Below are 24,078 nucleotides of genomic sequence, written 5' to 3'. Positions count from 1 at the left end.
TCATGCCGGGGCCTTTTTTCGTATAGAAAATTCCTTCGAGGTGATACTACTAGCAGTTGAAGGAGGTCATGGATTTGAACCCTGAACTTGAAGTTGTGTGTCCGGCTTGTCATAAGAAGAGTGAACTAGAACATACGATTACCGCTCAATCTAATCAGAACATTATCTTTGTATGCCCTCATTGCGGTTATGAAAAAAGAAATATCGAAACGAGCAAAGGGTAATGAATTCTACATGGTACAGGTTCCATCAATCATGTTATAATTAGCACGTGGTGCTAAGAACTAATAATAAAAAATCGAGGAGGAGCATGGATATGAACCTGTCTCTTGAAAATCGTACATACGTCGTAATGGGTGTTGCGAATAAACGCAGCATCGCTTGGGGAATTGCTCAAGCACTAAGTAACGCTGGAGCAAGACTTGTTTTTACATATGCTGGCGACCGTTTAGAGAAAAACGTACGCGATCTTGCTGCTACGCTTGATCGTGATGATTCTGTTATTTTACCTTGTGACATAACAGACGATCATGAGATCGAGTCGACTTTTGCAAAGATCAAAGAAGAAGTCGGTGTGATTCATGGACTAGCGCATTGTATTGCGTTTGCGAAAACAGAGGAGCTAAAGGGAGAGTACCTTGAAACAACGAGAGAAGGCTTTATGCTTGCTCACAACATCAGCTCATACTCACTGACAGCTGTATCAAAGGCTGCTCGTCCGTTGATGACAGAAGGTGGAAGCATCTTAACGATGACGTATCTTGGTGGAGAACGTGTCGTGAACAACTATAATGTGATGGGTGTTGCAAAAGCCTCACTAGACGCAAGCATGAAGTACCTTGCGAATGACCTTGGAAAAGATGGCATTCGCGTAAATGCCATTTCAGCTGGACCAATTCGTACCCTTGCTGCAAAAGGCATAGGAGACTTCAACTCTGTCTTAAAAGAAATTGAAGAGAAATCACCTCTTCGTCGAACAGTAACGAAAGAAGATGTAGGAAATACTGCACTCTTCTTGATGAGTGATCTTTCAGGTGGTATCACCGGAGAAATGATTCACGTCGATAGCGGCTACAACATTATCGCAACATAAGGGAAACGCCTCGGCACATGCCGGGGCGTTTTTCTTATAGCAGCTGAGAAAGCTGTTCTGTTTTGCGTTTTTCATATTCAAACGCTGCCATCAATTCCTCTGGCATAATGTCATTCTTTCTTCCAAACCGCTCGCTGACCGTTTCGTAAAGTTCATAAGGGAATAGCATGTCGATGTACATCACATTCTTTTGTTCTGGCGTTAACGGTGCAACTTCTTCATAAGCGGATAACATCAGTTCAAACAGCTGATGGTCCCATACACCCGTATCACCCATCAAGGGAATGATTACCTTACGCAAATCACGAATCGGCAAGTCGAAAGTAGTAGTATCAAGGTCAATGATCCAGATCTGTTCTTCTGAAAGAAGTGTGTTTCCAGTTCCATAATCTTGGTGACAAAGACTTGGTCTCTTCTTACAAGCCGCTACCCATTCTGGATAATGAGAAGCACGAAGTTGGTCTAGAATTTCTCTTCCTTTCACGATGAATGGATCGATTTCTGCTAAATATAGCTGGCAAAAAGGGTCTTCTGGAAAACGTTTTGCGATCAGTTTCCAAGTTTCCATCTGCTGGCATCTCTTAATGTAGTGCTTAGGCCATTTACCAAGTTTTGAGAAAATTGGTGTGGCTGGAGGAGGAACATAGCCAACTGACTGTGTATGATAGTCCCCAAGGCCTCTCATCATCCACTGCAAGTCTTCTGGAACGGTCAAGTTAAACGGTCTTCCTTCAATCCATTCATAGACAACAAACAGGAATGGACCATGCTTCGTATAAAGACTGCCATCTTTGTTCGGAATAATTCCAGGCACGCGCATACCCTTCTTTGCTAAATAATCCTGCGCATGAATGGAAAAGAGTGCTTTCTTTTCCGGACGATGTATCCTCTTTAAACACTTAGGTCCTTCGTCAGTCATAAACTTCCATACAAGAGCCATTTGGCCACCTTGTATGACTTCGATACTTAATACGTTAAATTCCCAATTAGGGAGTAAAAGTTCCGCAAGCTTCGTTAGCTTTTCCTGCATTTCTGGTGTAAGTTCTGTACCGGCTTCTTCCTCTTCCGGGTCAACAAGGTTGCTTAAATCCATGCTGTGAAACGAATCGCTTACGGGCGCGTCGATGGTTACCTCAACATCACTTTCATCGGCAATGTCTGAAGAGCGAAACACTACCTGATTGGATCCTCTGAATTCTTCTGAGGCTCCATCTTTATTGTGCCAAGTTTCCATAAGTTCACCTACCTATCATATCTGTTCCTAATACGTTATGGAGAATGAGATAGTCATGTCACCATTTTCGACCAATCTATTCAAAAATAGGTATATTTAACAGGTGGTAAAGCCCTTTTTATGTTTTAAGTATAGGATTTCGCACAACCTTCCTTTTCCTCCGTATCATGCTTATAAACAGAATTTTAAGTGGTATTCTGCTTAACGTTCTAAAATTTATCAACGTCATACGGCGTTCGCATACGGAGTCTTAAAGAATTAAAGGAGGGTGAACATGAAAATTGCCTTAGTCGCAACAGAGAAGTTGCCTGTTCCAGCAATACGGGGCGGTGCGATTCAAATTTATTTAGAAGCCGTTTCAAAACTTCTAGCAAATCATCATGATGTGACTGTCATATCGATTGATGATCCAAATTTGGAATCAAGAGAAAGAAGCAATGGAGTGCAGTACATTCGCATCAATCAAGAAGATTATTTAGAAGGGCTTATCCAAGAGATCAGTGATAACAGGTTCGACGTTATCCATGTTTGTAATCGTCCAGCTTGGATCGAACCATTAAAGAAGGCGTCACCTACGAGTAAGTTTATCTTGAGCGTCCATAACGAAATGTTCGCACAAGGAAAGATGGAGGACGAAGAAGGAGAGACGTGTATCTCCCTCGTTTCGAAAATCGTTACGGTGAGTGATTATATCGGGCGAACGATCACAGATCGTTTTCCTTCAGCGCGAGGAAAAGTGCAAACGGTTTATTCTGGTGTGGACTTAAACACCTATCATCCGAGATGGACATCGAAAGGCAGAGAACTACGAAATTCGATCAAGTCTCAATTGAATATTGAAAATAAGAAGGTCATCTTGTTCGTTGGAAGACTGAGTAAAGTAAAAGGGCCTCATATTCTGCTTCATGCGCTGCCAAAAATTATCGAACAACATCCAGATGCACACATGGTTTTCATTGGATCTAAATGGTTTGGTGAGAACGATGTAAACAACTATGTAAAGCACCTTTATACACTAGGTGCCATGTATCCTGACAACATTACGTTCATTAAATTTGTTGAGCCGAAGGACATTCCAAAGCTCTACTCGATGGCGGATGTTTTCGTATGTTGTTCACAGTGGCAAGAGCCGCTCGCACGCGTTCATTACGAAGCGATGGCTGCTGGATTACCTGTATTAACAAGTGACCGTGGAGGGAACCCCGAAGTGATTGTAGAGGGAAAGAACGGGAACGTGATCCATCAATTTGATGAGCCTACTGCCTATGCAGATATGATTGGCAAGTTTCTTTCAAGTGAAGGAACTCGAGATCGCTACGGTAAATTCGGCCGTGCGTATGTCGAGGAGAAGTTTGGCTGGAATCGAGTAGCGTCTAACTTAAAATCCGTTTATGAAGCTGCTTCTAGACGGTAGAGGAAGAGAGGGAAACGATCGTGGAAGAAGAAAGGAATCTTGAGCAGGAGTTAGAAGATTTGGAACATGCTGAAGAGGCTGAAGACGTAAGTGAAGACATAGACGGTGAAGAGATCGATGATTTGAATGAAGACATGGAAGATCTAGCTGACGACGGAGATTATTCTCTTGTGCATGAAACAGCCAATCTTGCTGAATTGAACCAAGTACTCCGTTATTATCCCGTTGAACCGACAGCGGTTCATTTGATCTTCAGTAGACAAGGACGAACAAAATGGCGTGTGCATACGAAGCAAGGAACGATGATGTTGAGGCAAGAGTTCATCAGACCCGATCGGATGCTTTACATTGCAGGTGCACATTGGCATCTCCAAGAAAAAGGCATGCCGATCGCAAAGTTGATTCGAACTCGAAACAATGGATTGATCCTTGCGGGTGAAGACCATGCTTATGTTCTGTATGAAGATGTAGAAGGCGAAACGATGCTGTATTACGATAAAGAACAGACGAAGAAAACGATGGCGTTTATCGGACAATTCCACAATGCCTCGAAAGGATACGTTCAACCTGAAGGAAGCAAGAAGCGAAGTCGAATAGACAAGTGGCATAAGCTATATCGCTGGAAGATTCAAGAGCTAGAAGGCTATAAAAAGCTTGCGAACGACTACACAACGGATCAATTCTCAATTCTGTTTTTACAACAGGTCGATTTGATGCTCGCCCGTGCAAAAGAAGCTTTAGCTGAACTAGACAATCCAAACTTTTCTTCATGGACGAATGAAGTTTTTGAGTCAAAAATGTTCTGTCAGCAAGATTTCACGATGGCTCGTTTGATCGAGAAAGATGGGGCTGCCTTCATGAGAGATCTTCATTCAGTGAATGCTGATTTACCATCTCGAGATATTCGTATTCTGATGAATAAAGTAATGAAGAAGCTTGCGGTTTGGGATCATGAGCTAGCAGAGGAGATGCTCATCCATTATGACCAGGTCCATCCCCTAACAGAAGGGCAATATCGGGTTCTATGGACAGATTTGAAATTTCCTCATTTATTCTGTGCCATCGCTCATAAATACTATCTCAGTCAGAAAAGATCCTGGTCAGATGAAAAATATTTGATGCACATTCGGAACATTATCGCTGTAGAAAATTCAAAGGAAGAGTTTCTATCGAATTTTGATGGAATTTTCAAAGGAATAAAAGGAGGTGTCATAAGCGATGGAACAAGTTTCACAGCAGAAAGCGATTCCTAAGTTAGAGCTTGAAGAGTTTCGATTCTCTCCTCCTGGTTCGATGGGGTGGAGTTATGCAGAATATGAAAAAATCCTTGATGGGCAAGCGGAGTTAGAAGTAGACACCACATCTTCACTTCATACACCTCCGATTCCAACGACAAACTTGAAAGAATTGCCTCCAGGCGATGGAACGGTCAACATACCCCTTGTTTCTTCAGAAGAGCTTAGCCCCGAAAGTGTTAGTGAGGAGCCTGAAACTAGTAGTGCTCCAATAGAAGAACCGACTATGGAATTAAGCGAGATAGAAGAAGTTGTACAGAACGTTGAAGAAGCCCCGGTAGCAGAAAAGACACATGGAGAACTTGAAGAGAAGTATGCACTTACGGTGAGAACGATCGGTCGACCTCGTAATTTAGGTAAAAGCAGATATCGTTGCCCAGTTATGAATCAGCAATCATTCTTCCAAGAAGATTGTGGCTGTGAAGAACCTATTGTAGAAGATGAGGAGTTAGAAGTTGAAGACGTGCTGGAGGTTGAGGAAACGACTGAAGATGTAACCGATGAGCTAGAGGTTGAAGAAGTAGAGGATGAGTTACCGATTGAAGAAGAGGTCAAATTAGAAGGACACGTGATTAAAGAAGATGAAGACGAAGATGAAGACGAAGATGAAGATGAAGATGAAGATGAAGAGGACGAAGATGAAGATGAAGATGAAAAATGCGTAAAGAAAGTGAGAGTAATCGATCGCCCAATGAAGGCTTCTTCAATCTGGGTACCAGCTTGATCGAAAAATAGGTTCATCAGTGGAAGGTAAATCGCACCATTTGTCCTATACAAAAAATCAAAATGTTCATACCCTATAAAGAATTCTTTAACGAGAATACAATGCAAATTAACGAAAAAGGGGAATTATGATGGCGCATCACGATAAGCACGAAGAAGTATTGAAAAAGCTGCAAGAAATGCTTGCAGGAGGAGAAGTCGAAGAAGTGGAACTAGCGTTTGAAATGGTGAGTGGAGAAGAGCTCTCATTCGAGTTTGACTTAGACGATGACGAGGAAGAGGAAGAGGAAGTAGCAGAGGAAGAAGAGGAAGAAGAGGAAGCAGCAGCTATTGAAGATACTCAAATCCTTGATGATGAAGAGGAAGAAGAGTTTGACGAAGAGGACGAAGAAGACGAGTAAAAAGAAATAGAACCGGTCACGACCGGTTCTATTTCTTTTTTTGTCTGTAAGTTCTATCGAAGATCCAGGGTTCCTCTAATTTAGACTGCCTCGTTTCTTGTACCGGGGTAGGTGAACGTTCGGGAAATATAAACGTGTCATCGTCAAAATCTTCAACTTCCTCAACTGGTTCAAGCGATTGTTCTATGGCGGGTAGAATGGTTTCTAAAGGACATGCCTTACGATATACGCGTTCTAAGCGGTTTGCGACGTGTTGAAACGTATGATTCGCTTCTACTACTTTACGTCCATTTAAGCTCAATTCTATCGCTTTCTCAGGGTGGTTTAACAAGTCACATACTGCCCTTGCGAAAGATGAGGGCTGCCGGTATGCTCCTACCACAAGACCATTGTGCAGATGCGTTACAACCTCAGCGTTTCCTCCTCGTTTCGTTGTGATGAGTGGAACACCAGCAGCCATCGCTTCATAATGGACACGAGCGAGGGGCTCTTGCCACTGTGAACTGCAGACAAAAACATCACCGATTAAGAAGGTTCTTGGTATGTCCTCGTGAGGAATGTATTTTGTAAAGAGCACATGATCTCCTAACGGTTTAGCAAGTTTGTAGAGGTATGAGACGTATTCATTCAAACGGTTGTCGCTAAACCATTTTCCTCCACAAATAACGAGTACCGCGTCGGGGTGTTCTTTTAAAATGGCTGGCATCGCTTTGATCAAAAGATGTGGTCCTTTTGTCTTACTGAGTCTTCCGATGAACAGGATCACTTTTCGGTTCGTTAGTTGGTACTTCTGTTTTAACTTTTGTTTGACCTTGTTTCCCTCATCCGTCCACGAAGGTTGAAACTGGGTTAGATCGACACCAGAATAGACGACTTGAATCTTCTCATCGGCTTCTGGAAACCGATTTAATATCGTTCCTCTAATATAATTGCTAACTGTCATGATTTGGGATGCGCACTCGATCGCTTTCATGCCTTCTTCATCACTTAGTTTTCGCTCTTTAAACATATCGTTATGAAGACTCAGGACAATCTGGCTTTCTGGCATGACGCTCTTATACAGAATGACAGCTTTGGGTCTGTTAAAAACATGGATGAGGTCAAAAGGTGTCATCTCAGTAAGTACTTCTGCAACATTTTCGCTGTAATTTTCACGAGGGACTCGTATATACGTAACTGAGTCTATCTCTTCATAGTCAGGTAATTCTGGGTCTTGAACAGAGAATACAGTCATGGAGTGGTGTTCTGTGAGATAAGGAAGCACCCCATCGATCATCATCTGAATCGCCCCACCTTTTACAGCGGGAGATGGAAGTTTTTCTGTGCAAACGTAGGCGATATTCACTATCCTCAATCCTTTCTACCGTATAACTTGGTTAAATCTATAATTTCATTCATTAACCCTTCCCTTAGCAACACGCTTGGTCGATAGTTTAACAGGTTTTCAGCTTTTGAAATATCAGCCCATGTGTGCATCGGCTCACCTGTTGCTTTCGGTACGAAATTGATTTTGGCTTCCTTAGAAAGAAGTTCTTCTAGTATGGAAATCACATCTAGGACGGTAGCACGTTCTTTTCCACCTATGTTGATCGTTTCCCCAACGACGTTGTCTGCATCTTTTACAGCTGCCGTCGCCTGAACACAGTCGCTCACATAGGTGAAATCTCTTGATTGAAGCCCGTCTCCATATACCGTTATCGGTTTATTTTGAAGCATTTGCATGATGAATCGATGGAATGCCATATCAGGGCGTTGTCTTGGGCCATACACTGTGAAGTAACGCAAAATGACGACAGGCACCCCAAAATAAAGATGATAAATATGACAAAGCTGTTCTCCTGTGAGCTTTGTTACTCCGTAGGGTGAGAGGGGAACCGTTTTCATATCTTCTGAAACCTTTCCAACCTTCTCCCCATAGACTGAGGAGGTGGAGACATAGATGAATTTTGTGATTGAGTGATTTCTACTTGCTTCTAGTAGTTTTTGAGTGACCAGGCCATTGTTGAGGATGTAGCGTTCAAAGTCGCTGCCGAAACTTGATCTTACACCAGGTATCCCAGCAAGGTGGTAGATCACATCCACATTTTTTAACAAGCCAGAGAGGTCTTGCTTTAAAAGGTCAATGTCGTAGAGCTTGAATTTCGGCCGTTTGAGCAGCTGCTTTATGTTTCTTATTTTAGTTTCATTTCCCTCGATGTTGAGGTCGATGCCAATCACGTCGGTTTCGGACGTATTAAGAAGCTGCTCACATAGGTGCGAGCCAACAAAGCCAGCAGCACCCGTTACGAGAATCGTCATGCTCGACCAACCCCAAGATAAGTTAAACCAGCATGTTTTACTTCTTCTGGATCAAGAAAGTTCCGACCATCCAATACAATCCTTCCTTTCAATTCATTCCTCACTCGTTCCCAATCAGGTGATTTGAATAGTGCCCAGTCGGTTGCGACGATCAACGCGTCGGAACCTGATAGCGCATCATACATATCGTTCGTTTGATGGATAAATAGGTTTTCAGCATGTGCTTCTGGATCGAAAGAAAAGACTGAACACCCGCTTTTAATGAGTTTTTCGCAGAGTTTTATCGACTGCGAATCACGAATATCATCTGTGTTAGGTTTAAAAGAAAGCCCCCATACTGAAATACGCTTTCCTTCTAGTCCTCGTAATTTCTTTTCTAACTTCCTGATGTAATAATCGACTTGTTCACTGTTAACTTGCTTTACAGCCTTTAATAGCTGAGTTGAAATCCGCTTTTTTCTTGCAGCATAACAAAGTGCATCGAGGTCTTTCGGAAAACACGAACCGCCATAACCAAGTCCGGACTGTAAAAAGTGCGGTCCGATTCGCGGATCGATTCCTAGTGACGAGGCTACGTCAGTAACATCGACGTGATACTTGTCGCAAACTCTTGCGAATTCATTGATGAACGATATTTTTGTAGCAAGAAATGCATTTGAAGCGTATTTCATCATCTCTGCTCCTGTTAAGGTCGTCTCGATAACGGGAGCTGATAACTGCGCGTATAGTTCTTTCACCCGTTTTCTTGCTTTTGTAGATCGTGAGCCGATCACAATCTTATCCGGATGAAACGAATCGTAAATGGCAGAGCCCTCTCTTAAAAATTCAGGGTTTGAGACGACATCGAACAGGTTTTGGTCGACTCCTTTCTCGATGAGGTAGTTGTGTGCCCACTCATTTGTACCAGGAGGGACGGTGCTTTTAATAATGATCGTTTTGTGTGTGGAGATTTTTTGCGAGATGTGTTGGAACACTTTCTTAAAAGCTGTTAAATCAGAATCGCCGTTCGGTTTCGGCGGGGTACCGACAGCGATGAGTATGGTAGGAGAATGAAGCATACATGCTTCACGATCATCAGAGAAGATCAATCGTCCATTCTTGGTGTTCTTTTTTATTAAATCCTCGAGCTCCGGCTCGTGTATAGGGCAAATCCCTTGGTTTAATTTCTCGATCTTATCGATATCTTTATCGATGCAATGGACGTTGTGTCCAAGTTCAGCAAGCAAAACGGCTGTCGTTAGACCAACATAGCCTGCACCAACGATACATATATCCATCCGGTGTTCCCTCCAATAACAATCACATTACTTTATATCGTATTAGGCTTGAAGGCGTTGGTGTGATGAAATTGCATTAGTTGGTAATAAATAGGCATTCATCCGTAATGCTTATTCGCCTGTTTTTCAATAGACAAGTTACTGTGATTTAACCCTTGAATAAAGTATTAAAATAGAGAACAGAGGAAGGGGAGCACGTATGATAAAGAAAGCAGTGATTCCTGCAGCCGGTTATGGTACAAGAAGCCTACCGATCACAAAAGTAATACCAAAAGAGATGTTCCCAATCTGTGGTAAACCGGCGATCCACTATGTAGTAGAAGAAGCAGTTGCTTCTGGTATAGAAGAAATATTGATCATCATCTCACGAACAAAAAACCTTATCATGGATTACTTTGATCACTCATTAGAACTTGAAGCGTTTCTAGAGCGTGTAAATAAAACACACTTATTAAAGAAAACGGAGGTCCCAAACGTCTCCATCCAATATGTAAGGCAGTCTCATGCAAAGGGGTTGGGTGATGCGATCTCTCTCGCAAAGTCGTTTACTGGTGAAGACCCATTTGCTGTACTACTTCCAGATGACATCTTCCTTGGAACGCCAGCTCTATCTGAGTTGATCGAGGTATATAATAAGAGCCGAGCAAATGTGATCGCAGTGAAAGAGGTAGCAGAACAGCACCTTAAAGACTATGGAGTAATAAAAGGAAAGCAAACGTCTGAAGGAATTTACGAGATTTCAGATCTAGTAGAAAAACCTGCTTCCAATCCGCCTTCAAACCTCGCAGTAACAGGAAGATATATATTTACCAAGAACATCTATGAAAAGTTGAATAAGCTGAATCCTGGTAAAGGGGGCGAAATTCAACTGACAGATGCAATAAAGGATATTCTTACAGAAGAGCGATGTCTCGCCAGAATTTCTTCAGGTGAACGGTTTGATATTGGGAAAGAAGAGGAGTATATCAAGTTGATTCAGGCTATTTATCGAACATGAGTGAAAAGAATGAAAAGCTTCTATTGATTAGAGGCTTTTTTCAATTAAAAAAGGCTGCTTTTCAGCAACCTTCATCGATGAAGAAAATCTATTATTGTCCGTTTGGTGTAACGCGGGAAATACCAGCAAGCGTGCTGCAGTCGATGATAATTGTTCTAGGTGGCATAGTAGAGTCTGCTGGAGCATATCGGAACCTTGCACAACAACTATGTGATTCGAACCCCATAAAAGTAAACGGTGTTGGATCGTCTTGACCATCCACAAACAAATATCCTGTTTGCCCTTTAGGCAATAGATATACTTCAGTCATTGTATCTTCCCAAATGTCGCAGTTGTTGCCATTAGCCAGACGTTGCAATACATGACATACGCAGCCTTTACAATGTGAAGTAGGTCTTACGCTACCACAACAAGAATCGTCAAAAAGACTTCTTCTCATATTATTTCCTCCTTATCAAAAGATCAACCTGACATTTTTCAGGCTTACCATAATGTATTAGAAGTTGGTACAAAGTGTATGAGCAATACAACCATTTTTTTACAAAATAGTTATCTAACTGCTCGTTTTCATAGATTGTATAAATAATTTTTATAAAAAATGATATTTGTCCAAACAACCATTTTTTGGATACATATTTATATTAAAGTAGGTTGAATAAACCTAGAATATATTGTGAGAGGAGTTATGGTATGCGAACATTTATCTCTAAGCTTTACCAGCTTAAAAATTCGAATGCAGTTCTTGAGATGGTTTATGTTGAGAATTCTCAAAACGGGGATGGGACACCAGACCTTGCGGGTGTGACAATCAAAGAAATTGGTGCAGACTATGTGATCTTCACTCCTGTAGGAGCTTCAGGACAGGCTAATGAAATTTTAGTTTGTACTCCTCAGATTGTATCAATCGAAATGTAATACTGTTCTCATGAAGGAAGGTTTCACATGTGTGAAACCTTTTTTATATTCTACTTATAAGAAAGGTGGGGGAGCATGAGGCGTAAACGAACGATACTGTTTATTACAAAAGACTTATCGAATCACGTAGAGCGAAGCAGTTACTTTTTAGTGAAAGAGTTACAAAAACGAGCAAACGTCATCCTCTGGTATGATCATGGCTTGTTACCTGAAATCCTGGCCAAGATTCAAGTACGTCCAGATTTTATATTACTGAATGATCAACACCCAACATATTGTCCATATATAAGAGGAATCAATGAAACAGACATACCGGTCGGAATCTTTATGCATGACCTTCATTATAAAAAGCAGCACCGTAAACGGTTTATCGAGAAAGGGAACGTGTCTGTAATCTTTGCTCACTATCGAGATGCGTTTTTAAAATGGTATCCGGAATTTCAGGACCGCTTCATTTGGTTTCCTCATCATGTCGACACATCGGTCTTCAAAGATTATAAGCTAGGTAAAAGTACTGATTATTTAATGCTTGGTGCACTCTTTCCAAGCTTTTATCCACTGCGTGCGAGTATGTACAACCAATTGAAGGCTTCGACGAATTTTAAATACCATGAACATCCTGGATATAAACGAATTGGCAAAGGTCATTTAGCAGGGGAAGCTTACGCAATGGAATTAAATCGTGCGAAAATGTTTTTTACGTGTGACTCAATCTATCATTATCCAGTACTAAAATATTTTGAAGTGCCAGCATGCAATAGTCTCCTTTTAGCTTCATCATCGAAAGAATTAACAGATCTCGGGTTCGTTGATGGGAAAACCTTTGTGGCTGTTAATGAACAGAATGTGCTTCAGAAAGCTTCGTATTATTTGAAACATGAAAAAGAACGACTTCAAATAGCAAGAGCAGGTCATCAGATGGTGATTACGAATCATTCTACATCGAAACGAGCAGATGAGCTGATCGAACACATCGAAAAAGTGATCATAGATAAAGAAAAGACGCGAAGGTAAGGACCGCTTCAGCGTCTTTTTGTTGTGTTAAGATTTGCCGATTGAAAAGCCAGTGAACGTGATTGGTCCGACGACAGAAGCACTATCTAGAACAATCGATTCATCTAGTTCAGCAGTAACGTAGTACGAATAGGCTCCTGCAGGTGGATTATCATCAATGATTTGAAATGAAACGGTTTGTAGGTCGAAAAGATCTAAGTCTAATGATTGTCTAGTAGAAAAGATTACGCCTGTATCTCTGAAAACTTTAAATAGAACAGTTGGGTTTAACGCGGTAGCTCGTACCCCGACCGTAGCATTAAGCTGAACATAATCTGCTTGTTCAGGTACATACAAACCAAATTGTGCAAGTCTTATTGAAGAAGGAGACGTCGGAATGTTTCGATTTAACGTTCCACTTCCTGTAGTTGGGATACTTCTTTTAAAATCATATATTGTTTGCTTGATCAAGTTATCACCTGCTTTCTTGTATTACTCATATTATGTATTTGGAAAAAATTTGAATAGACAAGCCTCCAATTTATTTAAATAAATATTCAAATCGGAATGCCGTTTTTTTACAAATATAGTGTGCTAACCATATCAAACTGTTAATAACTTACATAACCTATCAGTAAGCTGTCCTAGAAATCTAGCAGGAGGGGAAGGAACCATGAAAATCATTACCGTTTTAGGTACTAGACCTGAAATCATACGGTTGAGCTTGATCATCGATAAGCTCGATCATCTAGCAGATAAGCATGTACTTATCCATACAGGACAAAACTTCACGAAAACCCTCAGCAGCATCTTTTTTAAGGAGCTCGGTATAAGAGAGCCTGATTATATGTTATTCAATCAGCAACAATCGCTAGGAGAACAGCTCGCGACCATGTATCGAGAGCTTGAAATCATATTTAAAAAAGAAATGCCTGATAAGGTTCTTGTGTTAGGAGATACAAACAGTGCGTTAAGTGCCATTTTAGCAGAGCGGATGGGAATTCCTGTCGTGCACATGGAAGCTGGAAACCGATGCTTTGATTGGTCTGTACCTGAAGAGAAAAACCGACGTGTCATCGATGCGATCTCAACATTCAATCTTCCGTATACGCCTCAAAGTAAAGAAAACCTCTTACGGGAAGGCATTGCGACCAATCGGGTTTATGTTTCTGGAAATCCGATCAATGAAGTATTGAAACATAATCAAACTAAAATCAATGAAAGCTCGATTCTTGAGGATCTTAACCTGACAAAAAAGGATTATTTCCTAGTTACGGCTCATAGAGCTGAAAACGTTGATCATGATGAGAACCTTAAGGAAATCCTTCAAGGAATGAATCATGTTGTTAAAACACATGGTAAACGGATGATCTGTAGTGTTCACCCGCGTACGAGATCACGTTTGTCACAATTGAATGGAATCGAATTAGATCCCCTCATTGAATTTCATGAACCGTTCGGATTTTTTGACTTCGTGAAGCTTGAACAGAATGCAAAGTGTGTTCTAACAGATAGCGGTACTGTCCAGGAAGAATGTTGTTTGTTCTATATTCCTACAGTTACGATACGAAAAACAACGGAACGTCCAGAAACCGTTGCATGTGGAAGCAACATTGTTTCAGGTTTAAATGCGATGAATATTTTGCGAGCAGTGAACGTGATGGTGAATCAACCTTCGGAATGGGATCTTCCAGAAGGCTATGCAGATGATGCAGTTTCAGATAAAGTGGTGAAATTTTTAATGGGAGGGCTACATGTTGTTCCACAATAAAACGATACTGGTAACTGGGGGAACTGGATCATGGGGAAATGAACTTGTAAAGCAATTGCTTGAAAAACAGCCGAGCGAAATAAGAGTTTTCTCGAGAAATGAGTCCAGTCAAGTCGCGATGAAACGAGCTTTTCATCAAGAGAAAAAGCTTAAATTTATTATTGGAGATATTAAAGAAAAGGACGGTCTGATCGAGGCAACGAAAGGGGTAGACTTTGTTTTTCATCTTGCAGCTCTTAAGCATGTTCCGGTATGTGAGGATCAGCCTTTAGAAGCGATGAAGACAAATGTCATCGGGACCCAAAACGTGATCGATGCGGCTATTCTTAATAATGTTGAAAAAGTGATTTATATTTCGACGGATAAAGCAGCAAATCCATCGAATTTTTATGGATTCACAAAAGCGATGGGTGAGCGTTTGATCATTCATGCGAATGTTCTCAAATCGAATACAACGTTCGTATGCGTGCGTGGCGGGAACGTGTTAGGCACGAACGGGAGCGTTATCCATGTATTCAAGAACCAGATAGAAGAACACGGTAAAATCGGTATAACAGATATGAGGATGACACGATTCTTCTTAACGCTTGAAGATGCGATCAAGCTTCTTTTTAAAGCAACGTACGAAAGCAAAGGTGGCGAGATTTTCGTTATGAAGATGCCTACATGTAAGATTGTAGACCTTGCAGATGTGCTGATCGAAGCGTCTGGTAAGGAGAATGTAGACATCGAAGTGCTTGGCATTCGACCAGGGGAAAAGTTGCACGAGCTCCTATTTTCAGAGTATGAAAGTCAGAGCACGGTGTATTATGACAAAGAATACTTCGTGATCTTACCATCAATTACAGTAGACGGGCTTCAGGAATATTACGCTGACTTTAAGCAAGTAGAACTAGAAAACTATAATTCTAGTGAGAATTTGATGTCGAGAGATGAGTTGAAGAATCTCCTTCAAAAAGGTGGATTCATCTCATGAAGTTACTTGTCTTAGGTGGAAAAGGAATGGCCGGGCATATGATCGTGGATTATTTCCAGCGAAAAGACGGCTGGGATGTCTCCTATACTTGCCGGGACAGCAATAGTGGTGGAATCTATTTAGACGTACTAATACCGAGCCAGGTAGAAGAGTTGATCGACCAGATGAAACCGGACATCGTGATCAACGCAATTGGAATTTTGAATCAGCACGCCGAGCGAAATAAAACAGAAGCCTTTCAAGTCAACAGCTTACTCCCTCATCAGCTTGCAAAGTTAACGAAGCGGTATGGCGGGAAGCTTGTTCATATCAGCACAGACTGTGTATTTTCAGGTGAGAAGGGTGATTATACAGAGTTTGATTCCAAGGATGGAACGTCTGTTTACGCAAAAACAAAAGCGATGGGCGAGGTGAACGATGACAGTGCGTTAACGATCCGAACGTCGATTGTCGGTCCAGAACTGAAGAAGGACGGTATCGGATTGCTACTGTGGTTTATGCAGCAAAAAGGAGAAATAAAAGGGTATAAGAACATGATGTGGAATGGCGTAACAACGCTTGAGCTAGCGAAGGCGATCGATTGTTTGCTTTTAAACAACGTAACAGGACTCTATCACCTATGCGTTGGTGAGAAGGTATCGAAATACGAGCTCCTACACTTGTTTAAAGATGCATTTAATAAAGATGACGTACGCATCACACCTGATGAAGAAGTCGTGCTAGATCGTACGATCGTGAATACGCGGAAAGACTTTATTTATACACCACCTAATTATGAAACGATGCTGAAGGAACTTAAGGATTGGATGGAAGATGAGTGATGACTCCATTCTAATCACGGGCGCGTCTGGTTTTACGGGCCAGCATGCGTGCAGACACTTTCTTAAGACTGATCTGAAGGTTACTGCTGTCGTTCGAAAAACTTGCTTAGAAGGTTTGCGTTCGGTCCAGTGTGATTTAACAGACAAGAATGCTATCGATCGTTTGATAAAAGAAGAACAGCCAACATATGTGCTCCACCTCGCAGGGGTAAACGCAGTTCAGACGTCATGGGAAAATCCGGTGAGTACGTTGGAAGCAAATGTGTTATCGACGGTTTATTTGCTCGATGCGATACGAACTACGACTCCTTCGACAAAAGTCGTGATGGTTGGCTCTGCACTTCAATATGTTCCTGCTAATGGAAAACCCAGCCACCCCTATGCGCTGAGTAAAACGATGCAGTCGCAGGTCGCTCTTCACTTGGCAGAATTGTATAACCTTCACGTTGTATTAGCTAAGCCAACAAACCTAATAGGTCCAGGAAATTCCTCTGGGATATGTGCACTGCTTACCAAACACATCGTTGATATGGAACGAAAACGTACGTCCGAGGCGTTTTCTATTTCGGATCTACAGGTGAAACGGGATTTCCTTGACGTCCGTGATGCAGTACGTGCTTATGAGAAGTTATTCGTTACCGGAGAAAGAACACGAACTTATGATCTTGCTACTGGAAGGCTTGTCGCACTGCAAGAGGTAGTGAGGGAGCTTGAGACGTTAACAGAGGTCTCCGATTTCGTAGTCGACAAGAAACTTGGTGAGAAAGGAACGGTTAATCCGATGGATGTGTCGAACATTAAAAACCTTGGTTGGAATCCGACATACTCCCTTCGGCAGAGTCTAGAAGATTCTCTAGAGTACTATAGAAACCATGAGCAGGCGTGAGCCTTAGTATTTTATTACGAGAAAGTGAGGAACGACATTGTCTAAATCAAATGAATTGGATCCCTTTATCATGATTTCAATTCCAAAGAGCGGCACACATTTGGTAAAGCAAATTCTGCTTGGCATCCCTGGAATGAAACACTTCCCTGATAAAGGGATGTTTGGTCACTTCAATAATCAACCGAAGCTACAGCTTTCTAGAACAGAGAACCTAGAAAAAAATGAGTTTGTGAATGGTCATTTGTTCTGTACGGATGAATGGGATGCGTTTTTTACGAAGTTGAATATGAAGAAGATATTTGTCATGAGAGACCCGCGAGACGTTGTTGTTTCTTATGCGTATTTTATTCCGGCTTTACCAATCCACCCGCTGTACGAAACATTTACCCAAGAAGGATTTACCCATCGTGATCGCATGAAGTTCTTAATTGAAGGCGGTCAACCGATTACGCCTCAAAAGCCTTATCAGCCGAACATTGAAGAATGGTATACAAGTTTTTCAAAATGGAAGGACCGTCCGAATGTTTTTACGATCAGGTTTGAAGACTTAATTTCATCAGAACGAAATCGAATTCTCGTTCTTCACCATCTCGTTAAGTTTCTATGGAAAGACGATTCTGTTCCTAAATCGCGTTCTTGGATGGTAGGAAATATGCTTAAGAACATCGATCCTTCTACATCACCAACGTTCCGAAAAGGTACGATAGGCGGCTGGCAAGGAGAGTTCGATTCTGATTTAAAGAGTCTATTTAAAAAAGAGAGTGGTAACCTTTTAACATCGTTAGGCTATGAAAAAACTCCAGATTGGTAATCGAAAACGGCATGGTAGACAAGTGCCGTTTTTTAGTTGGTTTATGGAAAGTTGTGGGTGTGTATCTAGTCGGCGTTTCGTCTTATTCATAAACTAGTGATAGGTAAGATAGTTTACACGTTAACGACTTAAATATGAGGAGGGATCCAGTGAGTGATCGTCCGAAAATTAGTATCATCATTCCATTTTATAACTGTGAGTACGTTAATCAAGCGATTGAAAGTGCACTGAATCAAACGTATCAACATATAGAAATCATTGTGGTAGACGATGGTTCTTCCATGCACAAACAGCTGATCGACCCTTATCTCCCTCTTGTAAAATACGTTTATAAAAGAAACGGGGGTACAGCCACTGCACTTAATCGAGGGGTCGGTTTAGCTACTGGTGAGTTCATCGCATGGTTAAGCTCAGATGATCTGTTTTTACCAGACAAGATAGCAAAACAAGTTTCGCATATGAAGCACTCAGGAGCGGATCTCGTCTATACAAACTTCAGCTTGATCGATGAGAACAATGTTGTTTTTAGAGAGCATGTAGGGACAAGGTTAAAAACAAGGCTCGCCTTTTTAAAGCATTTACAAAATAGCTGTCCAATCAATGGAAGTACGGTATTGGTTAAGAAAGCGTTATTCGAGAAAACTGGAATGTTTAACCCGAAGCTGAAATACACCCAGGATTATGATATGTGGATGAGGATGGCAAGATATGCACGAATCGAAAGTATGGAAGAAACCTTACTATACTATCGAAAGCATAGGAAGATGGGATCCGTTGTCCATAGTGATGAACAACAAAATGAAATCGCGTCATTAAAAAAACGGTATGAACGAATGCTCGATGAACTGATTATAGAAGAGCAAAGAAGAATCCTAGAAACATGAAGGTTATGAGAGCGAGGTGATTCCATGCATGGCAGCAAGACTGAGAAAGAAATCAGTATCATTATCCCGACCTATAATAAATTCCCTCAAAACTTATTCACGCTTTACTCCCTCCAGAATCAAACGTTTGATTTATCAAAGGTCGAGGTGATTTTGATCGATGATGGTTCTACAGATGAAACAGCTCAAATCATGAATCGTCATTCATTTACATTCGATCTAAAGTACATCGATTGTGGGGGAAATATCGGAAGAGCGGCTGCACGAAATAAAGGTCTTATAGAAGCGAAAGGAAAAGTTATTATCTTTCTTGACGCAGAAATACTAGTGAGACCGGATTTTTTGACGATCCATCACACCTATCACAAAGAAAATAAAAATGCGGTCGTAACAGGGATCATTTTTATAAAGCGACTGTACTCTGTACTATTTAATGACTTCACACCTGAACAGATCGAAGAGTGTTATGAACTAGCAAAATGTAATCCAACACTGGTAAAAAAGTTTAAGGAGTTTGAGGTGAACAAAGGACGAAAACCGTTGATTACTCGAGCAGATATCATAAATCAATCGTACCAATCCATGACTATGCCTACACATTACGAAGAATTTTATAAACGTATTTTAATCAACAATTACGGTTATCAATTACAAGACTACCGTATTCCGTGGCAGTTATTTGGAACCGGACATGTTTCTGTGTCTAAAGGAATGCTCGATCGGGTAGGGCTGTTCTCTGAATACCCAGGCTATGGGTGGGATGATTGCGAGATGGGCTTCAGACTGTATAAAAAAGGCGCTAAATACGTTACGGATCCAAGGCTTGTGAGTTATCACCAGGAACATCCTGTTTCGATTCATAATACTGACGATTCAAAAAAGAACTACTACCGATTTCAAGAAACGTATCGGTCGATCGAATGTATGATCATTAGCCTTACGTTTTTACCAGTTCCTTTCAATTTGCATGAAGTGAATCAAATATTGATAGATTACCACAAGCTATGTGAAACGTACCCGAACGATTATTCGCTAACGAAGAAAGTGTTTCATGAGATGTTGAGAGGTATCGGAAAGCGACGTGCTTTTAATGAACCGTTAACAGAATTGATTCCTAAACATCTGAGTGAAGAACAAGTTGCAGCGTTGCATGAAGAACTTCAAACAGTGGGGAACAAAAAAGAGTTTACGCGTTTTCTAGAGTGCTTTGATCGCTTAAAGAAGCTGTAAGACAAATTGAGTGAAAGGAAAACAATGCTATGAAAATTACATTTGCTGCATTAACTCTCTGTAAGGGAGGGGCACAAAGGATGTTGGTTGAACTAGCCAATGGTTTGGCAAACAAGGGGCATGACGTTTCTTTTGTTATGCCTCCTGGCGGCGTTATCGAATATCCGAACAAAGTAACGGTTATCAGGACAAAGGGTACAGGGATCAAATCAGATGATTTTCCAGTAAGCGACGTGATCGTTTCGAACTTCTACACACTTACGAACGTGTGTCAGCAAGCGAGTCAGGAAGGGAAAGGAATTCATGTTCGGATTAGCCTCTGCTATGAACCGGTTTTTCTAGATGATCATGAAGCGTCTTTTAAAAGCTATCACATTAGTAAGAACCTTATTGTTCTCTCAAACTGGCAAAAACAGCTCATCAACTTAAATCATGGGATTGAAGGCAAAATTGTACCTGTCGGAGTCAGTGATGTGTTCAGGAATATGAACATCCGAAACAACAAGAAGTTAGAGGTGAGCGGCATCCTTCGAATCCCAGAAGGAGGCTATTCCTGGCATAGAGAGCAAGAGTATTTGATTTCTGTTTTCACTCGGTTGAAACAAACGTACCCTGATTTGAAAATCAATTTGATCACACCACCTTCAGAATTAAACTCATCACGGTGGTTGAGGCAAATGCATGCAAATCAACTGTTTCAATCGTTAACTCCGCAAAATGATCAACAGCTCAATCTATTCTTGAATCAAGCGGACATATTCGTGAGCTCGTCTACTTACGACACCGCCTCTCTTCCAGGATTAGAAGCCATGAAGTGTGGTGCGGCACTTGCAACGGTTTACTCTGGTGGAAACATGGACTATTGCAGAAGCGGGGAGAACTGCCTGTTATCTTACCGGCATGAAAATAACTTGTTTCGAGATGTATCGACCTTGATTCAGCAGCCGAACCTTCGAAACAAATTCATGGTTGAGGGACAGAAAGAAGCTGCGAAATGGACATGGCAGCGAAGTGTGAATCTGTTCGAACAGGCGTTGATCGCTTTTAAGAAATAATCGCTTGCTAATTGGGGGAGAGGTCCCCCTTTTTTTCATTACCAGCTCTTATCTTTCTCGTAACCTAATTGAATGAGAAGATCTCCTGCTACCGCTTTAAAGGCGTCCTTCACCTCTTTATCAAACTCTTGCCTCCAATTTCCTGATTGCCCTTTCCGAAATGTGACCGATTTTTTAGGATCTACATTCGATTGCATCTGATTGACTCGCGTTTTTATTACGTCCTGGTGAAGTTCTAACTGAAAGAAGCGTACTATTCTTTCTAATTGCTGTAACTGAGATTCTTTTGATTCTACAAGTGATTCGTAAGAGATTGGAAGAACATTCGGTTCATTCAACCACCCTACGAACTTCTGGTACCAATCTCTAATATTAGGCCTCTTGATCAAATCATTAGTTGCTCCGTTTATGAAAATTAGAAATCTCTCTTTGATCGACAACTTATGATCTTGGAAGTATTTTCGATAGGGGTGGTCGGGAAATTGCATGAAGAAATAACCGTAAGACACGACGATATCTCGAGGGTCTCGGTACAAAAAGAGCTGTTTTAGTTCCAGTTCCTTAAAAAGGGCTGCATACTCATCGGAATGAAAAAGGTGTCCGTTTGCAAATGCGTTTATTGGAAGTGAGGAAAGCGTTTTTCGATGCTCCTCGAGTTGTTGAAGATGACCAGGATAGATGAATGCTTTGTGCGTAAGCTCTGGGTGCCCCTCTAGGAGTTGTTTCATTAAGTGTGTTCCGCTCTTAGCAATGGAGTTCGCAAAAAATGGGTTTCTATTCGTCAAAGCAAAAATCCTCTCTGCTTTTTTCTAATACTTTCACACCTTCATCTTATGCAGTACCTACAAGTTGGTCTCTTTGAATAAGAAGAGGTTTGGTTCATCGCATACATACTCCATAAAATAGAGGAATGTCCAATACAAATTGGAAGCAATTGCATAATTTAATATGACTATGAAAATCCAGGGGGGAGACCGTTGGAAAAGGTTTCGATCATCATTCCATTCTATAACTGCGCATACGTAGATCAGGCGATACAGAGTGCGCTGAACCAAACCTATGAAAATATTGAAATCATCGTTGTGAACGATGGTTCTACGAAACATGAAGAAAAAGTTAAGAAATATCTGCGTTCGATCACGTATATAAAGAAAGAAAACGGTGGAACTGCAAGTGCGCTGAACGCTGGAATCAAAGCAGCAACGGGGGCTTATTTTTGCTGGTTAAGTTCAGATGATTGTTATGAAGCCGATAAAGTACGAAAGCAAGTTGAGTTTATGAAAAGAACGAATGCCTCAGTCAGCTACTCATCTTACGTCCTGATGAATCAATCGAGTGCTGTCGTCACTGGCCCAATCGGTGTTTACTTTCCAACTAATCTACTCTTTTACAGAAAGATCAAGGTGAACTGCCCGATCAATGGATGTACGGTGATGCTTAAGATGTCACTATTCGAAGAACTCGGAGTGTTTGATGAAAGTCTTCCCTTCACGCATGATTATGATTTGTGGTTAAGAATCGTGCAAAAATACGACTTCAAGTATTTAGATCAGCCTCTCGTACGCTATAGAGTCCATGATGAAATGGGAACGAAGAAACATGCTGCAGCCATTCGAAAAGAAATTCAAACCGTTCGGAAAAGACATCTTCGAAACATGAATCGGAAAATTGTAGACGAAATCAAAGGAAGAAGACTGTAGATGGCTGAACATACAAGAATTTTTTTTAATAGGAGAGTGTGTTAGTTGAAATGATGAGCATCTATGGATTTATCACGATCAGCATCATTTTCATCATGTTTATCATTTTGATGTTCGAGTGGGTAAGGGCTCATATTGCGTTTGTTTCAGTTGTCATCATTCTACTTCTAATCGGAGTGCTCTCTCCAATGGAAGCCATATCAGGATTTATTAACCAGAGTGTCATCACAGTTGGAGCATTATTCGTAATCATCACTGCCATTCAGAGGACCAGCGTTGTGGAAACCTTAACAAGTATGATTTCGAGGTCAGCTGATAATGAATCAAAAAGCACGATGAAGATTATGGCGATCGTTTCCGCAATGTCTAGCTTCCTTAACAATATACCGCTCGTTCTTCTGATCACCCCAATCGTTAAAAAGTGGTCGATCGCGAAAAACTCTTATCCATCAAAATTTCTCATCTCAGTGTCTTATGCAGCTATTCTAGGTGGAATGTGTACATTGATTGGAACTTCGACGAACCTTTTAATTCATTCCATGCTCGTACAAAATGGGTATGAAGGGTTTTCAATGTTCGAATTAGCCCTAGTAGGTGTACCAAGCGCGATAGCAGTCATTCTCTACATGAGTATTTACGGCTATCGACGACTGCCGGAAATACACCATGAAGAAAAAGAACTTCCAACTCAGGTGAAGAAACTGACAATGTCGGGAAAAGAAATCCTCATTTATGTTTTGTTTTTCTCCATGCTTCTTAGTGTAAGTTTGCAGTGGATTTCGATGGCTCACGGGGCAATGATCACCTGTATCCTTTTCCTCATTCTCAGAGTGATCACAATCAAAGAAGCGTTCCGATCGATCCCCTGGTCGCTGTTAAGCATCATTGGATCTGCTCTAGGGATTGCGGTGGCACTTGAAAAGTCTGGTGCTGCTCTCATGATGACAGAAACATTTATCTTACCATTGAGTGAGTATGGCCCCTTCCCTTTACTCGTTGCAATCTATATCTTAGCCTCAGTCGTTACAGAGATGATTACGAATAACGCTGCAGCTGCTCTCGTTTTTCCAATCGCACTCTATATGACGGAACAACTAGGATTCAATGTTGATCCATATGCAATTGCGATCGCGATTGCTGCCTCAGCTAGCTTTTTAACTCCTTTCGGCTATCAAACGAACCTAATAGTTTATGAAGCAGGAAAGTATCGATTCGTCGATTTTATGAAAGCTGGTTTGCCAGTGAAAATCATCGTCATGTGCACGACGCTTTATTTGATCCCTCTTTTTTGGCCGCTCATATAA

26 protein-coding genes are annotated in these 24,078 nt (G+C 41.2%); 20 read left to right on the top strand and 6 right to left on the bottom strand.

What is annotated here, in order from left to right; all coding sequences use genetic code 11:
• Positions 1-74 precede the first annotated feature (74 nt).
• Together ACXAEY_RS12675 and fabI are read left to right on the top strand one after the other, a co-directional pair.
• Positions 75-224, top strand: a complete 150-nt coding sequence (locus tag ACXAEY_RS12675) for a hypothetical protein (protein ID WP_270182071.1) — start codon at positions 75-77, stop codon at positions 222-224.
• A gap of 92 nt (positions 225-316) precedes the next feature.
• Entirely contained in the window at positions 317-1,093 is a 777-nt protein-coding gene (fabI, locus tag ACXAEY_RS12670; protein ID WP_270181657.1) for an enoyl-ACP reductase FabI, read from the top strand.
• 34 nt (positions 1,094-1,127) lie between these two features.
• On the opposite strand, the gene ACXAEY_RS12665 is transcribed toward fabI, so the two are convergent.
• Positions 1,128-2,186, bottom strand: a complete 1,059-nt coding sequence (locus ACXAEY_RS12665) for a CotS family spore coat protein (protein WP_474814812.1) — start codon at positions 2,184-2,186, stop codon at positions 1,128-1,130.
• A gap of 415 nt (positions 2,187-2,601) precedes the next feature.
• Here ACXAEY_RS12665 and ACXAEY_RS12660 point away from each other — a divergent pair, with 415 nt between their 5' ends.
• The 4 genes from ACXAEY_RS12660 (at position 2,602) to ACXAEY_RS12645 (ending at position 6,160) form a co-directional block, all read left to right on the top strand.
• Positions 2,602-3,741: a glycosyltransferase family 4 protein gene (locus tag ACXAEY_RS12660; protein ID WP_474812332.1), complete on the top strand. Its 1,140-nt coding sequence runs from the start codon at positions 2,602-2,604 to the stop codon at positions 3,739-3,741.
• Between the two features lie 170 nt (positions 3,742-3,911).
• Positions 3,912-4,994 (top strand): CotS family spore coat protein, encoded by a 1,083-nt coding sequence (locus ACXAEY_RS12655; protein WP_474814810.1) that lies wholly within the window; start codon positions 3,912-3,914, stop codon positions 4,992-4,994.
• On the top strand, positions 4,960-5,760 hold the full coding sequence (locus ACXAEY_RS12650; RefSeq protein WP_474812330.1) for a hypothetical protein: 801 nt from the start codon (positions 4,960-4,962) through the stop codon (positions 5,758-5,760). The genes ACXAEY_RS12655 and ACXAEY_RS12650 overlap by 35 nt, the downstream gene beginning before the upstream one ends.
• A 130-nt stretch (positions 5,761-5,890) precedes the next feature.
• Positions 5,891-6,160: a hypothetical protein gene (locus ACXAEY_RS12645; RefSeq protein WP_270181661.1), complete on the top strand. Its 270-nt coding sequence runs from the start codon at positions 5,891-5,893 to the stop codon at positions 6,158-6,160.
• 28 nt (positions 6,161-6,188) lie between these two features.
• Here the strand turns inward: ACXAEY_RS12645 and ACXAEY_RS12640 are convergent, their stop codons facing one another.
• From ACXAEY_RS12640 to ACXAEY_RS12630, 3 genes are read right to left on the bottom strand one after another with little or no spacing between them, the layout of a single operon-like run.
• The gene (locus tag ACXAEY_RS12640; protein ID WP_474812328.1) at positions 6,189-7,505 is read right to left on the bottom strand and encodes a glycosyltransferase family 4 protein; all 1,317 of its coding nucleotides are present in this window, start codon (positions 7,503-7,505) and stop codon (positions 6,189-6,191) included.
• A 5-nt stretch (positions 7,506-7,510) separates the two neighbouring features.
• Positions 7,511-8,458 carry an NAD-dependent epimerase/dehydratase family protein gene (locus ACXAEY_RS12635; RefSeq protein WP_474812326.1) on the bottom strand — a complete coding sequence of 316 codons (948 nt, stop codon included), beginning with the start codon at positions 8,456-8,458 and terminating at the stop codon, positions 7,511-7,513.
• Positions 8,455-9,735 carry a UDP-glucose dehydrogenase family protein gene (locus tag ACXAEY_RS12630; protein WP_474812323.1) on the bottom strand — a complete coding sequence of 427 codons (1,281 nt, stop codon included), beginning with the start codon at positions 9,733-9,735 and terminating at the stop codon, positions 8,455-8,457. The genes ACXAEY_RS12635 and ACXAEY_RS12630 overlap by 4 nt, the downstream gene beginning before the upstream one ends.
• A 199-nt stretch (positions 9,736-9,934) precedes the next feature.
• On the opposite strand from ACXAEY_RS12630, the gene ACXAEY_RS12625 reads away from it, so the two are divergent.
• The 4 genes from ACXAEY_RS12625 to ACXAEY_RS12610 all read left to right on the top strand — a co-directional run bounded on the left by ACXAEY_RS12625 (position 9,935) and on the right by ACXAEY_RS12610 (position 12,661).
• On the top strand, positions 9,935-10,732 hold the full coding sequence (locus ACXAEY_RS12625; RefSeq protein ID WP_270181665.1) for a UTP--glucose-1-phosphate uridylyltransferase: 798 nt from the start codon (positions 9,935-9,937) through the stop codon (positions 10,730-10,732).
• Positions 10,729-10,986: a hypothetical protein gene (locus ACXAEY_RS12620; protein WP_474812320.1), complete on the top strand. Its 258-nt coding sequence runs from the start codon at positions 10,729-10,731 to the stop codon at positions 10,984-10,986. The genes ACXAEY_RS12625 and ACXAEY_RS12620 overlap by 4 nt, the downstream gene beginning before the upstream one ends.
• Before the next feature lie 436 nt (positions 10,987-11,422).
• Positions 11,423-11,647 (top strand): hypothetical protein, encoded by a 225-nt coding sequence (locus ACXAEY_RS12615; protein WP_474812318.1) that lies wholly within the window; start codon positions 11,423-11,425, stop codon positions 11,645-11,647.
• 75 nt (positions 11,648-11,722) lie between these two features.
• Positions 11,723-12,661, top strand: coding sequence for a glycosyltransferase (locus ACXAEY_RS12610; protein WP_474812317.1), 939 nt, complete (start codon positions 11,723-11,725; stop codon positions 12,659-12,661).
• Between the two features lie 27 nt (positions 12,662-12,688).
• Here the strand turns inward: ACXAEY_RS12610 and ACXAEY_RS12605 are convergent, their stop codons facing one another.
• A complete protein-coding gene (locus ACXAEY_RS12605) occupies positions 12,689-13,111 on the bottom strand; it encodes an exosporium protein C (protein ID WP_474812315.1) in 423 nt (140 codons plus the stop codon).
• Positions 13,112-13,313: 202 nt separating this feature from the next.
• On the opposite strand from ACXAEY_RS12605, the gene wecB reads away from it, so the two are divergent.
• The 8 genes from wecB (at position 13,314) to ACXAEY_RS12565 (ending at position 21,074) form a co-directional block, all read left to right on the top strand.
• The gene (gene wecB, locus ACXAEY_RS12600; protein ID WP_474812313.1) at positions 13,314-14,411 is read left to right on the top strand and encodes a non-hydrolyzing UDP-N-acetylglucosamine 2-epimerase; all 1,098 of its coding nucleotides are present in this window, start codon (positions 13,314-13,316) and stop codon (positions 14,409-14,411) included.
• On the top strand, positions 14,398-15,387 hold the full coding sequence (locus ACXAEY_RS12595; RefSeq protein ID WP_270182050.1) for a polysaccharide biosynthesis protein: 990 nt from the start codon (positions 14,398-14,400) through the stop codon (positions 15,385-15,387). The genes wecB and ACXAEY_RS12595 overlap by 14 nt, the downstream gene beginning before the upstream one ends.
• Positions 15,384-16,208 (top strand): dTDP-4-dehydrorhamnose reductase family protein, encoded by an 825-nt coding sequence (locus ACXAEY_RS12590; RefSeq protein WP_474812311.1) that lies wholly within the window; start codon positions 15,384-15,386, stop codon positions 16,206-16,208. The genes ACXAEY_RS12595 and ACXAEY_RS12590 overlap by 4 nt, the downstream gene beginning before the upstream one ends.
• Positions 16,201-17,094 carry an NAD-dependent epimerase/dehydratase family protein gene (locus ACXAEY_RS12585; protein WP_474812309.1) on the top strand — a complete coding sequence of 298 codons (894 nt, stop codon included), beginning with the start codon at positions 16,201-16,203 and terminating at the stop codon, positions 17,092-17,094. The genes ACXAEY_RS12590 and ACXAEY_RS12585 overlap by 8 nt, the downstream gene beginning before the upstream one ends.
• Positions 17,095-17,131: 37 nt before the next feature.
• Positions 17,132-17,905: a sulfotransferase domain-containing protein gene (locus tag ACXAEY_RS12580; protein ID WP_474812307.1), complete on the top strand. Its 774-nt coding sequence runs from the start codon at positions 17,132-17,134 to the stop codon at positions 17,903-17,905.
• Between the two features lie 149 nt (positions 17,906-18,054).
• Positions 18,055-18,789 carry a glycosyltransferase gene (locus ACXAEY_RS12575; protein ID WP_474812305.1) on the top strand — a complete coding sequence of 245 codons (735 nt, stop codon included), beginning with the start codon at positions 18,055-18,057 and terminating at the stop codon, positions 18,787-18,789.
• 24 nt (positions 18,790-18,813) lie between these two features.
• The gene (locus ACXAEY_RS12570; RefSeq protein ID WP_474812303.1) at positions 18,814-20,019 is read left to right on the top strand and encodes a glycosyltransferase family 2 protein; all 1,206 of its coding nucleotides are present in this window, start codon (positions 18,814-18,816) and stop codon (positions 20,017-20,019) included.
• A gap of 80 nt (positions 20,020-20,099) precedes the next feature.
• Positions 20,100-21,074: a glycosyltransferase gene (locus ACXAEY_RS12565; protein WP_270181675.1), complete on the top strand. Its 975-nt coding sequence runs from the start codon at positions 20,100-20,102 to the stop codon at positions 21,072-21,074.
• Positions 21,075-21,112: 38 nt separating this feature from the next.
• Here ACXAEY_RS12565 and ACXAEY_RS12560 read toward each other — a convergent pair whose 3' ends face one another.
• Positions 21,113-21,859, bottom strand: coding sequence for a sulfotransferase domain-containing protein (locus tag ACXAEY_RS12560; RefSeq protein ID WP_474812301.1), 747 nt, complete (start codon positions 21,857-21,859; stop codon positions 21,113-21,115).
• A 192-nt stretch (positions 21,860-22,051) separates the two neighbouring features.
• Here ACXAEY_RS12560 and ACXAEY_RS12555 point away from each other — a divergent pair, with 192 nt between their 5' ends.
• Both ACXAEY_RS12555 and ACXAEY_RS12550 read left to right on the top strand, forming a co-directional pair.
• Positions 22,052-22,774 (top strand): glycosyltransferase, encoded by a 723-nt coding sequence (locus ACXAEY_RS12555; protein WP_270181677.1) that lies wholly within the window; start codon positions 22,052-22,054, stop codon positions 22,772-22,774.
• 50 nt (positions 22,775-22,824) lie between these two features.
• Positions 22,825-24,078 (top strand): SLC13 family permease, encoded by a 1,254-nt coding sequence (locus ACXAEY_RS12550; RefSeq protein WP_474812299.1) that lies wholly within the window; start codon positions 22,825-22,827, stop codon positions 24,076-24,078.

Source organism: Anaerobacillus sp. ABA4_114 (genome assembly GCF_056159065.1).
The sequence above is the reverse complement of the archived record's forward strand: the minus strand, read 5'-3'. Positions and strand labels throughout refer to the sequence as shown.